Raw genomic sequence first — 12,529 nt, forward strand, 5'->3', positions numbered from 1 at the left:
CCGCTCATCAGCCTGCCAGCAGCAAGCTGATACTCATCCGACCCTCTGGGATGAGCCGTGGTCGTCTAAGCTACACCACGTCCTGGGACATGATCCGTACCGGTACTTTTCGATATGCGTGTATTCCACCCCTTTTGCACCACCAAGCACATTACCGCTGGCCAGAATGTTTACCTGCTGGCGGTACAAGTTCACACACATTGTTATTTTAAACTGGCGTTCTATCGACGGCATCAAAGACATTCCTGCCAATCTGCCTTGCACCGTTCGCCGACTTGCCAGATCCGTTGAAAGCCAGGTGCTTCGATGGCCTCTCTTCCCTATAAACTCTAAGCCGATCTTGCGAGTATCCGCATGAGATGGGCTCCAGCAACATTGCTGGCATCCACTCAATGCTCTGCCGACGGGAGGGCAAGGCGCGATGCTTCCTGTAATAAAATCCCGCGCATCCATAGGCTCGCCGGATCACTGTTTTGAAGCGCAGGCCATTGAACGGCCTCTGTGAATGGGGGAAGCGGCAGTGGAAGGTCCATGATCCGAAGGGGCAAAACTTCTGCGAAATGTTGCGCCAGTCGCAACGGCACGGTCGCTATGCGATTGGTATTGGACAGAACGGGCAGGATCATGCTGAAGCCCTGCACGACGACCTCGATACGTCTCTTAAAACCGTGTTCGAGCAAATACCATTCTTCGATTGATGGTCTTCGTGAATTCCCGAATTTGGCCGCGACGTGCCCCATGGACATGTATCTGTCGAATGTAAGCGGCTGTGATAGCTCTTGGTTCCTGCCACAGCCCACGCATACGAGCCTTTCCTCAAACAGTTTCGCTCGAGGATGTCCAGTTGGCATGAACACGTCCGGGAGAATGATAAAATCGACTTCGCCACGGCGCAAAAGCTCGTCGTAATCATCGGCGAGGGGCAGGAATTCGAAGCTCACGCCTGGGGCTTCCCGCGCAGCACGCTTCACGACCTTTTCCATAAACACGAGTGTGAGGAAATCGGAAAGAATGATCCTGAAACGGCGATCCGACTGAAAGGGATCAAACGGCTCCCAGGAAATGATCGAAAGCTGGATATGGAGTAAGGCTTCACGTACGGCCGAAACAAGGCCCTTCGCACGCGGCGTCAGGACAAGTTCGCGACCATTCATCGTAAACAGTTCATCCTCGAAATAGACACGCAATCGGCCCACAGCAGCGCTCATCGCAGGCTGGCTGAGATTGATGCTGCGTGCCGCGGCCGTCAGGTTACGCTCGGTCATCAATGCGTCGAGCGCGACGAGAAGATTTAAGTCCAGTCCTTTGAAGCGCATCTTTTCCTTCATTCAAGATGTGGATGGTTGCCATCCAAACAATCAATTTTACCGATTCGGCATGATGGTGCATGAGGAAAATGTCGATAACCTGACAAGTATGTCGATTAGCAGACGAGTACATCGGCGTAAGCTTACGAACGACCGACGACGGTCGGAAGTATTCAGAGAGTTGATCATCTCAGACGCGAGCGAAATAGAAAGGTTCTACTATAACGATTGTATGCCGTTGCGACCGCCTGGGGCGTATGACGTGGGTAGACGAGCAGTTGCTGCAATCACACGATGTTTCCCTCAGAACTACAGCAGGAAAAAGGAGGTCTTTGCATGCGCTCAAAGGTGCGGTGGAGACTGTGCTGGGAAAACGAGTTGGAACTCGCCGAGCATATCGAGCTCGCCGACTTCTTTCGGATGACCTATGGGCCAACCGGGCCCTTTAATGCAAAACCATTCGAGGGCAGTCGAAGCTGGGCGGGAGCAAGGCCCGAACTTCGTCTCATCGCCTATGATGCTAATGGTGTCGCGGCTCATCTGGGCTTGCTGCGCCGATTTATTAAAATTGGCGCAATTGATCAGTTGGTGGGTGAGCTCGGACTATATGGCGTACGTCCGGATCTCGAGGGATTGGGGATCGGGCATTCAGTTCACGCCATGCTTCCTGTATTGCGCGAACTCGCCGTTCCATTTGCTTTCGGCACCGTTCGGCCCGCATTGCAAAAGCATATCGAAAGGTTCGGCCGTTACGGTCCGGTAACGATCTTATCGGGGATTCGTGTGTCGTCCACTCTACCGGAGGCGCGCCTCGACAAGCCGCCCACACGCATTGACGACGCGCTTGTCATCGTCCTGCCGATTGGAAGATCCATCTCCGATTGGCCTGCCGGCACGGTAATCGATCGGAACGGGCCAGAGCTATGACGCAACTCGATTGCTTATACGAAATGCCCAATGCGTGCGATGACGCCACCGACCGGCCGAGCATCTATCTGACATTTGACGACGGACCTCATCCCTTCTGTACGCCTGAGATTCTAGACGTGCTGGCGCAACATCAGGCGCCCGCAACCTTCTTCGTTATCGGAACTTACGCAGCCGAGCGGCCGAAACTCATCCAACGAATGATCGCCGAAGGGCACAAGGTCGCCAATCACACGATGACCCATCCGGACCTGTCCAATTGCGGTCCCGGCGAAATAGAACATGAGATATCTGAGGCGAGCAGGGCTATCAAGACTGCATGCCCGCAGGCGTCGGTGCAATATATGCGCGCTCCCTACGGGAGCTGGACCCAAGACGTTCTTTCCGTGTCGGCGAGCGCAGGGCTGGCGGCCGTCCATTGGTCTGTGGACCCGCGAGACTGGTCTCGTCCTGGCGTCGATGCCATTGTCGATGCAGTGCTCGCCTCTATCCGTCCCGGGGCAATCGTTCTGTTGCACGACGGATGCCCTCCAAGCGAGGCGAAGCCGAGCGTAGATAGCAGTCTGCGCCGTCATACCATCATGGCACTCTCTCGCATCATCCCAGTCGTGCGCGACCGCGGATTTTTAATCCGCTCGCTTCCTCAACATCACTGAAAGCGATATTCATGAATCTGCTCGACGCAACCAGCACTGCCGCTATCTCGCTTTATGCGATGCTCTCGACGGCTTATAAAAGCATGCAGGTCGTTTATGCTCGGCCAATCGAGGAGCCATCGACCTCTGCAGAGCCCATTGCTTCGGCGCAATGGCCGAGCGTCGATGTCATCATACCCTCCTTCAATGAGGATCCGGGCACACTCTGGGACTGCCTGGAGTCCATCGCGCAGCAAGAATACGCTGGGGATTTGAATGTCTATGTGGTTGATGACGGTTCCAGCAATCGCGACGCCATCACGCCCGTCCACACGGCGTTTGCACGCGATCCAAGATTCACATTCATTCTGCTCAGGGAGAATGTTGGAAAGCGCAAGGCGCAGATAGCAGCGATACGCCGTTCCTCTGGGGATTTGGTCCTCAACGTCGACTCCGACACCATTCTCGCCCCAGACGTCGTCGTGAAACTTGCACTCAAGATGCAAGATCCGGCAATTGGCGCGGCTATGGGCCAGCTTGCCGCCAGCAACCGCCACGAGACCTGGTTGACCCGTTTGATCGACATGGAATACTGGCTGGCCTGTAATGAGGAGCGCGCGGCACAGGCTCGTTTCGGTGCTGTCATGTGCTGCTGTGGCCCATGCGCCATGTACCGCCGGACTGCGCTTACCATGCTACTCGACCAGTACGAAACGCAAATGTTCCGGGGAAAGCGAAGCGATTTCGGCGAAGATCGTCATCTTACGATTCTCATGTTGAAGGCCGGATTTCGAACCGAATATGTTCCAACCGCCATCGCGGCAACTGTTGTTCCAAACAAGCTGCGCCCTTATCTGCGTCAACAACTTCGCTGGGCACGCAGCACTTTCCGTGACACGTTGCTTGCAATGAACCTTCTGCCTGGTCTTGACCGTTTTCTCACGTTGGACGTCATTGGTCAGAACCTCGGACCGCTCTTGCTCGCCCTATCGGTGCTAACCGGACTAGCGCAGTTCGCGCTCACCGGGACCGTGCCCTGGTGGACATGCCTGATGATCGCATCGATGACCATGATCCGCTGCAGCGTCGCAGCGGTTCGTGCTCGCCAATTTCGATTTATCGGCTTCTCCCTGCATACCTTCATCAACATCTTTTTCCTGCTGCCCTTGAAGGCCTACGCGCTCTGTACGTTGAGCAATAGCGATTGGCTGTCGCGCGGCTCTGCTGCCAAGGCAACAGGCAAGGGTGGAAAGCTGGACGCCATCCAAGACCCGGTTGCTGCATCAAGCCCGAGAGAATCGCAAGAAAATGAAGCTCCGCTTCGCCGGCACAATCTTGCGAGAGATGCTACCAGATCGATGGCATATGACGGCATTTGCACCGACCAGTAATGATCGCTCTATCAAGGTAGACGGCTTGAAAACGCACGACAATTATCAACTTTTAAATCGCGAACTGGCTGCAGATGATCCGTGGCGCCTCGACGGAAATCCGTTCGAACGCAAGCGTCACGCGCAAATGCTCCTGCTGTCGCTTGCCCAGGGGCCCATCGCAAATGCACTCGAAGTCGGGTGTGCGGCCGGCGCCTTCACGGAAAAACTGGCGCCCCATTGCCAGCGCCTCACCGTTATCGATGTCGTGCCAGAAGCGATTGATCGAACACGCCGGCGCATGAACAAGCCGGCACATATCAGCTGGGTTGTCTCAGACGTACAACAGTTTTCCTCTGAAGAGCTTTTCGATCTGATCGTGGTTGCAGAAGTTCTTTATTACCTCGGAGACATTGCCGAGATGCGAATGGCAGTTGGGAACCTGCTTCGCATGCTTGCGCCGGGCGGGCATCTGGTCTTCGGCTCGGCTCGCGATGCGAACTGCCAGCGCTGGGGTCATGTTACCGGCGCTGAGACGGTCATTGCCATTCTCACCGAAATGTTGGTCGAGGTAGAGCGTCTTGAGTTACAGGGGGACTCGGACAACGAAGACTGCTTGCTCGTCCGTTTCCGCAATCCGGTTTCCTCTTCCTAATCAATTGAAGTTTCGAGCTTAGACATGGAGACACTATGCGCATCTGTGGTATAAAGCTGACCCATGACGGGGCGATCGCCCTTATCGAGGACGGACGGCTAGTCTTCTGCATTGAGCAGGAGAAGCAAGACAACAATCGCCGATACCAAACCATCGACAATCTCGACGCAATTGTCACCGCGTTGGCGGAACACGGTCTTAATCCAAGCGACGTCGATCAGTTCGTCATCGACGGATGGGATGGTGAGATCGAGTCGCGTTTCCAGGTCCTCAGCGGCGCGGCTCCCGTCACTCTCACGGGGGCGCCCTACGTTGAACGCCACCCCGACGGTCTTCTCGATTCGCTCGACGGCTCCGGCCTTATTCTCGACGACCGGGTTCTTTCTTATAAGAGCTATCCGCATGTTACCGGCCATGTGGCCTCCGCATACTGCACCAGTCCATTCGCCAAGGCTGGTGAAGCCGCGTTCTGCCTGGTATGGGGTGGCTGCATCTTCCCGCGCCTCTATCACGTCGATGGCCACGGAGCGCGGTTCCTTGAGTCCTTATTCCCGATGATAGGGCAAGCTTACGCTGCCGCGGGCCATTACTTCGGGCCATATAAGCAGCCAAGCCGCGCGGGCTGGGACCTCGGTGTCGCCGGCAAGCTGATGGCCTATATCGCGCTTAGCTCGATTGATGAAGACATCGTCGCGGTGTTCGAAGAGCTCTACGAGGAGCACTTTTCAGGCGATGCCGAGCGAGCCTGTCGCTATCGCGCAAACATCAACGACGCTGAATCTTCCCTTATAGCCGTACATGACTTCTTCGATGCCAGCGTGGTCCGATTGGAGGATAAGGCGCCCGAAAACGTGCTTGCATCATTCCATTCTTTCCTGGAGCTTCTCTTAGTCCGTGAAATGGCGCTTGCCATGCAGCGCCACTCACTGCCAGGGCCGCGTAATTTATGCATAGCCGGCGGCTGTGGTCTCAACATCAAATGGAACAGTGCACTGCGCGAGACGGGCCTGTTCGATGCCGTCTGGGTTCCGCCATTTCCGAACGACAGTGGTTCTGCAATCGGTGCCGCCTGCAGCGCCATGGCGGCGCATGAAGGCTTTGTGCCGCTGGAGTGGTCGGTCTACAGCGGCCCGGCTTTGAAAAACGGCGATGCGCCGCCCGGATGGGAGGCTGCCCCGTGCAGCATATTAGAACTCGCCACGATCCTCGCCAGCAATAAGCCCGTTGTCTTTCTTGCCGGGCGCGCCGAGCTCGGACCCCGGGCGCTCGGAGGCAGAAGCATTCTCGCAGCCGCGACGTCGCCGCAAATGAAAGACTATCTCAACGAAGTCAAATTTCGCGAACACTTCCGGCCGGTGGCGCCAATATGCCTGGAGGACCTCGCGCCGGATATATTCAGTCCCGGAACGCCCGATCCCTACATGCTGTTCGACCACCAGACGCGCCCGGAGTGGAAGGACAAGATTCCCGCTGTCGTCCATCTCGACGGATCTGCACGTTTGCAAACCATTTCCAGGAGCTCTGAACACGCAGTTACCGAACTCCTCATCGAGTATGAAAAACTCACAGGCATTCCGCTGCTTTGCAACACGAGTGCCAACCTCCATGGACGGGGCTTCTTCCCGGATGCTGCCGCAGCCTGCGAATGGGGACGCATCGACCATGTATGGTGCAACGGCGTGCTCTTCACCAAGGAGCGGGTCGCCGAATTGGCGCCAGTTGGCGTCGCAGACAACATGAAGATGAGCACATGTCCACGGTAGCAATCGAACTTGCCGGTGTCACGAAGTCTTACGGCGAAAGGACCGTCGTCGACGGGCTGTCGTTTTCCGTTGGAGCGGGAGAATGCTTTGGCCTGCTCGGGCCGAACGGCGCGGGAAAAAGCACAATCGCGCGAATGGTTCTCGGCATGACTCTTCCTGATTCCGGCAAGATCAGCGTGCTCGGTGTACCCGTGCCGGCGCGCGCCCGCTTGGCACGCAGGCGCATCGGCGTCGTCCCTCAGTTCGACAACCTCGACGCCGAATTCACTGTGCGCGAAAATCTTGTGGTGTTCGGACGCTATTTCGGCATGAGCACACGCGAGGTCGAAAAGGTTATCCCGTCACTGCTCGAGTTCGCGCGCCTTGAGAGCAAGGCGCATGCACGCGTTTCCGAGCTGTCCGGCGGCATGAAGCGGCGCCTGACACTGGCGCGTGCGCTGATCAACGACCCGCAGCTGCTTGTCATGGATGAGCCGACGACGGGCCTTGATCCGCATGCGCGCCACTTGATCTGGGAGCGCCTGCGGGCACTTCTGGCGCGCGGCAAGACAATTATCTTGACCACCCACTTCATGGAAGAAGCTGAGCGTTTGTGCGATCGCCTGTGCGTCATCGAGAAGGGACGCATCATCGCCGAGGGCCGCCCGCATGCGCTTGTCGACGAGCAGATCGGCTGCCAGGTGATCGAAATATACGGCGGCAATCCGCATGAACTGCATTCAGCGATCCGGCCATATGCGCAACGGTTCGAGGTGAGCGGCGAGACGCTCTTTTGTTACGCGTCCGATCCGGAGCCGGTCTTGGCGCAACTGCGCGGGCGAACGGGCCTGCGTCTTTTGCAGCGGCCACCGAATCTGGAGGATGTTTTTTTGCGGCTGACCGGGCGCGAGATGGAGAAATGAATGATGGGTGAAGGTTATGCGACAACGCTGCCGGCTAACGCTTGGAACTGGATTGCGGTTTGGCGCCGCAACTATCTGGCATGGAAGAAGGTTGCGCTTGCGTCGATACTCGGGAATCTCGCCGATCCCATGATCTACCTGTTCGGTCTCGGTTACGGCCTCGGCATAATGGTCGGTCGCGTGGACGGGGCTCCATATATCGCGTTTCTGACGGGCGGCATGGTTGCGGCAAGTTCCATGACATCTGCTACCTTCGAAACGATTTATGCGGCTTTCGCTCGCATGCAATCTCACCGCTGGGAAGCAATCCTATACACACAACTGACGCTCGGCGATGTCATTCTCGGCGAATTGGCATGGGCGGCCACCAAGGCGTTTCTGGCCGGGACGGGAATTTTGATCGTCGCCACTATGCTCGGCTATGCGGCGTGGACGTCGATCCCCTGCGTGCTGCCGGTTATTGCGCTAACAGGGTTTGCATTCGCGAGCGTGGCCATGGTCGTCGTGGCACTCGCACCCAGTTACGACTATTTCATTTTCTACCAGACGCTCGTCCTCACGCCGATGTTGTTCCTCTGCGGCGCGGTCTTTCCGGTCGCGCAACTGCCGGGCGGATTTCAGGAAATGGCGCAGTTGCTGCCGCTCGCACATGCGATCGACCTCATTCGTCCAGCAATGCTCGGCCGGCCGGCGGAAAGCGTCGGCCTGCATGTCGGTGCGCTCTGCCTTTACGCGGCATTGCCGTTCTTCCTTTCGGCAACGCTTCTGCGGCGCCGTCTGATGCCCTGAAGCCGTGACCGCTTACGAAACGGAGTGATGAAATGCAGTATCGCGGACTCGGCCGCAGCGGCCTGAAAGTAAGCGCGTTCGGCTTGGGTACGATGGGCTGGGGAGAGCAGAACACGGAAGCCGAGGCACGCGCGCAACTCGGGGCGGCTCTCGATGTAGGCGTAAACTTTGTCGACACGGCGGAGATGTATCCTGTACCACCGCGCGTCGGGACGACGGTCTCTCGGCGCGCTATATCGACAGTTGGCTGCGCAAAACCGGCCGCAGGCAGGATGTGGTGCTTTCGACCAAAGCGGTCGGTCCCGTCCGGCCAGCCAAAGCAAACCTGCCCTATATCCTGGACGGCCGCGTCAGCTACACGCGCGCAAACCTTTTCGAAGCAGTCGATGCCAGCCTTCAAAGGCTGCAGACGGATCATACCGATCTGTTTCAGCTGCACTGGCCAGACCGCAGTACGAACGTCTTTCAATAGCCTGGCGTAAAGAACCAGCCGGAGAGCCCTTACGCTCGTCGGCGCAACGGCGAAGTTCTTGTGCGGGCGCCATCCCCACCTTTGTGATCAATAACAGTTGGAAACATGCGCAATGATCCATTCCCTACCGTCGCCGGAGCCATTTGTAATCCTTGCGATGCCGCGAACTGGGACGCACTATCTCGAAGCGTTGCTGAACGATCATCCAAATATCTTGAGCAACGGTGAGTTGCTCAACAGCTATGATGAAAATTGGCCCGATAAGGATCGCCTGAGGCACAGCGATCGCGAGCTTCTCGAGCTCGCCTACATGCGCTATCCACCAGCCAAGAAGAAGGTGACGCATGTCGGCTGTAAAATTAACGAGCCTCAATTTTATGAGCGTCCAGGCTTTTTCGACGAATTGGCTCGCTGGCAAGGCCTCAAAGTCATTTTGCTTACTCGCAATACATTGGAATCCCTACGATCGCTGGTGCAGGCAAGGCAAACGGGTCAGTGGCTGAAATTCAGCCCGGACCGTAATGAGCCCCCAAGTGTCTCGCTGTCAGTGAACGAATGCGAAGCCTATTTCAAAGCTGCCGACGATTTCCATGCGCGGGTCAAGGATGCGTTTGATCCGAGCAAACTGCTGATGATCGAATACCAGGATCTTCTTCTTAAACCGAGCGCATGCCTGGCAGCCGTTTTGGCCTTCCTGGGAGCTCCCGCGCATCGGTTTTCCAATCGCGCCACCATTCAACGGCAGGAAACACGCTCGCTCGCTCGCTCGCTGCGGAATTTTGTAGAGCTACGGCGGCACTTTGCAGGCGGCCCCTACGCGAAGTTCTTCGAGCTTGACGACGCATCGGCTCCGCAAGGATAAATGAGATGTCTTTCGACAATCTGCGATACCTCGAATCCGAAGCCATCCATATCATTCGGGAGGTCGCTGCGACCTTTTCCAATCCGGTAGTGCTCTATTCCATCGGAAAGGACTCCTCCGTTTTATTGCATCTCGCAATGAAGGCGTTCTTCCCGGGAAAACCGCCCTTTCCCTTTCTTCATGTGGACACCCGGTGGAAGTTTCGGGAGATGATCGATTTCCGCGACCGCATGATGCGGGAAATGGACCTGAAATTGATTGTCCACGTCAATCAGGATGGCATCGATCAGGGTATCAGCCCGTTTCGAGACGGCTCCAACGTGCACACGCACATGATGAAGACCATGGCGCTGCGCCAGGCGTTGGACAAATTCAGTTTCGATGCTGCGCTCGCAGGCGCACGCCGCGAGGAGGAAAAATCGCGAGCCAAAGAGCGGATCTTTTCCATTCGCAACGCACAGCATGCTTGGGATCCGAAACGCCAGCGTCCGGAGATGTGGAGAACCTACAATACGCGTGTCAGCGCAGGCGAAACGATGCGCGTCTTTCCGCTTTCCAACTGGACGGAACTCGACGTCTGGGAATACAACCAAAAGGAAAACATCCCGGTCGTGCCACTCTATTTCGCGGCGCCGCGGCCCGTCGTTCAGCGCGGTGCGGGGATGATCATGGTCGATGACGAGCGCATGCCGCTTGAGCCCGACGAAACGGTCACGCAGCGCATGATCCGTTTCCGTACGCTCGGCTGCTACCCTTTGACGGGCGCGATCGAATCCAGTGCGGAGACGGTGCCGGAAATCCTGCGCGAGATCGTGGAGGCACGCACCTCCGAAAGACAGAGCCGGCTGATCGATTTCGACGAGGCCGGCGCAATGGAGAAGAAGAAGCGGGAAGGGTACTTCTGATGCCATATCCTTTTTCGATATCGCCGCATGACATGGAAGAGCATCTGGTCCAAGAGGACAAAGGACCGGTTCTTCGATTCATTACCTGCGGTTCGGTCGATGACGGCAAATCGACCTTGATCGGGCGACTGCTCTGCGATGCGCAACTGGTCTTCGAAGACCAATTGGCAGACCTTCGCCACGGGGGCATCCGCGGCGGCAATGGCGAGGAAATCGATTTCTCTCTGGTGCTCGACGGCCTTGAGGCGGAGCGCGAACAGGGCATCACCATAGATGTTGCCTATCGCTATTTCTCCACGTCGAAGCGCAAGTTCATCGTTGCCGACACGCCAGGCCACTTCGAATATACGCGCAACATGGCGACGGGCGCATCAACTGCCGACCTTGCCGTCATCCTCGTCGACAGCCGCCAAGGCATACTCCAGCAAACACGCAGGCATTCCTATCTCGCCTCGCTTCTCGGCATTCGCCATGTCGTCCTGGCTGTGAACAAGATCGATCTCATCGATTTCAGCGAGCCGATATTTGATGCCATTGTGGCCGAATACGTGCGCTTCTCGGCGAAGCTGGGTTTTGCCAGCGTAATGGCCATTCCGATGTCCGCCCGCTTCGGAGACAATGTTGTTTCGAAATCGGGGAAATTACCCTGGTATCAAGGCTCCCCGCTTCTTGAATATCTGGAAACGGTGGAACTCGACGCACCTGACAGGCAAGAACCCTTTCGTTTTCCTGTTCAGCTCGTCATGCGGCCGAATGCGGATTTTCGAGCTACGCGGGCCGGATCGCATCCGGAAAAATTGCGGTCGGCGATCCGGTGATCGTTGCAAAATCAGGTCTGCGATCGTCGGTCAGGGCGATCATTGCCCCTGATGGCAACCAGATATCTGCCGCAGAAGGGGAACCGGTAACCTTGGTTCTTGCCGACGAGGTAGATGTCTCGAGGGGCGACATGCTGGTTGACCCCGCCTCAAGACCTTTTGTCTCGGACCAATTTCAGGCGCATCTTATTTGGTTCGATGCCAATCCGATGCTCCCCGGACGAAGCTATCTCTTGCGGACGGAGACGGACAGTGTCAGCGCCACGGTGACTGTGCTCAAGCACCAACTAAATGTCGACAGCTTCGTTCGCGAACCGGCCAAACTGCTTCAGATGAACGAGGTGGGCGTCTGCAACATCATGACGCAACGACCGATCGTCTTTGACGCCTACAAGGAAAATAGGTCAACCGGCAATTTCATCATCGTCGATAGGGTAAGCAGCGCGACCGTCGGCGCCGGCATGATTGATTTCCCGCTTCGTCGTGCCGACAACGTTCATTGGCAGGCGCTCGACGTCGACAAGGCCGCGCGGTCGGCTCTCAAGAACCAAAAGCCTGCTGTCCTTTGGCTCACCGGTCTGTCCGGTTCGGGCAAGTCGACGATCGCCAATGCACTCGAAGCGCTTCTGCATACTTGCGGCAAGCATACCTATCTATTGGACGGAGATAACGTACGCCACGGGCTTAATCGTGACCTTGGCTTTACCGCAGTTGATCGGGTCGAGAACATACGCCGCGTCGCTGAGGTCGCCAAGTTGATGGCGGACGCAGGGCTGATCGTAATTTGCTCCTTCATCTCGCCCTTCCGAGACGAGCGGCGTATGGCGCGCGAGCTCATGGGCGAAGGCGAGTTCATCGAAATCTTTGTTGACACGCCTTTAGACGAATGTGCGCGCCGAGATCCGAAAGGGCTTTATAAGAAGGCCTTTGCCGGAAACATTGCCAATTTCACCGGCGTCTCGTCTCCCTATGAGGCTCCGGAGAATCCGGAACTTCACCTCAAAACCATGGGCCAGGAGCCAGCGAGGTTAGCGCTTCAGATAGAAGAGTTCCTTCGAAGCCGAATGGAGGAGAAATAGCTCACTGGCCCAGTGCAGACAGGAATTTTAGCAACTGAGAGCCTG

11 protein-coding genes and 2 pseudogenes are annotated in these 12,529 nt (G+C 56.8%); 12 read left to right on the forward strand and 1 reads right to left on the reverse strand.

What is annotated here, in order from left to right; genetic code table 11:
* Positions 1 to 389 precede the first annotated feature (389 nt).
* Positions 390 to 1,316 carry a LysR family transcriptional regulator gene (locus tag GGD46_RS30950; protein WP_004125953.1) on the reverse strand — a complete coding sequence of 309 codons (927 nt, stop codon included), beginning with the start codon at positions 1,314 to 1,316 and terminating at the stop codon, positions 390 to 392.
* A gap of 327 nt (positions 1,317 to 1,643) precedes the next feature.
* Here GGD46_RS30950 and GGD46_RS30955 point away from each other — a divergent pair, with 327 nt between their 5' ends.
* The 12 genes and pseudogenes from GGD46_RS30955 to cysC all read left to right on the forward strand — a co-directional run bounded on the left by GGD46_RS30955 (position 1,644) and on the right by cysC (position 12,484).
* Positions 1,644 to 2,234 (forward strand): NodA family N-acyltransferase, encoded by a 591-nt coding sequence (locus GGD46_RS30955; protein WP_004125955.1) that lies wholly within the window; start codon positions 1,644 to 1,646, stop codon positions 2,232 to 2,234.
* Entirely contained in the window at positions 2,231 to 2,890 is a 660-nt protein-coding gene (nodB, locus tag GGD46_RS30960) for a chitooligosaccharide deacetylase NodB (protein WP_004125963.1), read from the forward strand. The genes GGD46_RS30955 and nodB overlap by 4 nt, the downstream gene beginning before the upstream one ends.
* An 11-nt stretch (positions 2,891 to 2,901) precedes the next feature.
* The gene (nodC, locus tag GGD46_RS30965) at positions 2,902 to 4,260 is read left to right on the forward strand and encodes a chitooligosaccharide synthase NodC (protein ID WP_004125966.1); all 1,359 of its coding nucleotides are present in this window, start codon (positions 2,902 to 2,904) and stop codon (positions 4,258 to 4,260) included.
* The gene (gene nodS, locus GGD46_RS30970) at positions 4,178 to 4,894 is read left to right on the forward strand and encodes a nodulation methyltransferase NodS (protein WP_004125970.1); all 717 of its coding nucleotides are present in this window, start codon (positions 4,178 to 4,180) and stop codon (positions 4,892 to 4,894) included. Before nodC ends, nodS begins: the two co-directional genes overlap by 83 nt.
* A gap of 35 nt (positions 4,895 to 4,929) precedes the next feature.
* Positions 4,930 to 6,657 carry a nodulation protein NodU gene (nodU, locus tag GGD46_RS30975; protein ID WP_004125972.1) on the forward strand — a complete coding sequence of 576 codons (1,728 nt, stop codon included), beginning with the start codon at positions 4,930 to 4,932 and terminating at the stop codon, positions 6,655 to 6,657.
* Positions 6,645 to 7,559, forward strand: a complete 915-nt coding sequence (gene nodI / locus GGD46_RS30980) for a nodulation factor ABC transporter ATP-binding protein NodI (RefSeq protein ID WP_004125976.1) — start codon at positions 6,645 to 6,647, stop codon at positions 7,557 to 7,559. Before nodU ends, nodI begins: the two co-directional genes overlap by 13 nt.
* Positions 7,560 to 7,562: 3 nt before the next feature.
* Positions 7,563 to 8,348: an ABC transporter permease gene (locus GGD46_RS30985; RefSeq protein WP_004125979.1), complete on the forward strand. Its 786-nt coding sequence runs from the start codon at positions 7,563 to 7,565 to the stop codon at positions 8,346 to 8,348.
* A 92-nt stretch (positions 8,349 to 8,440) separates the two neighbouring features.
* Positions 8,441 to 8,488: pseudogene (locus GGD46_RS34340) on the forward strand (aldo/keto reductase); the annotation flags it as partial.
* Positions 8,489 to 8,622: 134 nt separating this feature from the next.
* Positions 8,623 to 8,820, forward strand: coding sequence for an aldo/keto reductase (locus GGD46_RS34345; RefSeq protein WP_331384342.1), 198 nt, complete (start codon positions 8,623 to 8,625; stop codon positions 8,818 to 8,820).
* A gap of 112 nt (positions 8,821 to 8,932) precedes the next feature.
* Positions 8,933 to 9,682 (forward strand): sulfotransferase, encoded by a 750-nt coding sequence (locus GGD46_RS30995; RefSeq protein ID WP_004125985.1) that lies wholly within the window; start codon positions 8,933 to 8,935, stop codon positions 9,680 to 9,682.
* A gap of 5 nt (positions 9,683 to 9,687) precedes the next feature.
* The gene (gene cysD, locus GGD46_RS31000; protein ID WP_004125988.1) at positions 9,688 to 10,587 is read left to right on the forward strand and encodes a sulfate adenylyltransferase subunit CysD; all 900 of its coding nucleotides are present in this window, start codon (positions 9,688 to 9,690) and stop codon (positions 10,585 to 10,587) included.
* Positions 10,587 to 12,484: pseudogene (cysC, locus tag GGD46_RS31005) on the forward strand (adenylyl-sulfate kinase). Before cysD ends, cysC begins: the two are co-directional and overlap by 1 nt.
* Positions 12,485 to 12,529: the final 45 nt, after the last annotated feature.

Origin of the sequence: Martinezella lusitana (genome assembly GCF_014207095.1) — a bacterium.
Lineage (GTDB): Bacteria > Pseudomonadota > Alphaproteobacteria > Rhizobiales > Rhizobiaceae > Rhizobium > Rhizobium lusitanum_B.

Coding starts and splice junctions, on each gene's coding strand:
- GGD46_RS30950 (WP_004125953.1), bottom strand. CDS start 1,316: ATGCGCTTCAAAGGACTGGACTTAAATCTTCTCGTCGCGCTCGACGCA.
- GGD46_RS30955 (WP_004125955.1), top strand. CDS start 1,644: ATGCGCTCAAAGGTGCGGTGGAGACTGTGCTGGGAAAACGAGTTGGAA.
- nodB (WP_004125963.1), top strand. CDS start 2,231: ATGACGCAACTCGATTGCTTATACGAAATGCCCAATGCGTGCGATGAC.
- nodC (WP_004125966.1), top strand. CDS start 2,902: ATGAATCTGCTCGACGCAACCAGCACTGCCGCTATCTCGCTTTATGCG.
- nodS (WP_004125970.1), top strand. CDS start 4,178: ATGAAGCTCCGCTTCGCCGGCACAATCTTGCGAGAGATGCTACCAGAT.
- nodU (WP_004125972.1), top strand. CDS start 4,930: ATGCGCATCTGTGGTATAAAGCTGACCCATGACGGGGCGATCGCCCTT.
- nodI (WP_004125976.1), top strand. CDS start 6,645: ATGTCCACGGTAGCAATCGAACTTGCCGGTGTCACGAAGTCTTACGGC.
- GGD46_RS30985 (WP_004125979.1), top strand. CDS start 7,563: ATGGGTGAAGGTTATGCGACAACGCTGCCGGCTAACGCTTGGAACTGG.
- GGD46_RS30995 (WP_004125985.1), top strand. CDS start 8,933: ATGATCCATTCCCTACCGTCGCCGGAGCCATTTGTAATCCTTGCGATG.
- cysD (WP_004125988.1), top strand. CDS start 9,688: ATGTCTTTCGACAATCTGCGATACCTCGAATCCGAAGCCATCCATATC.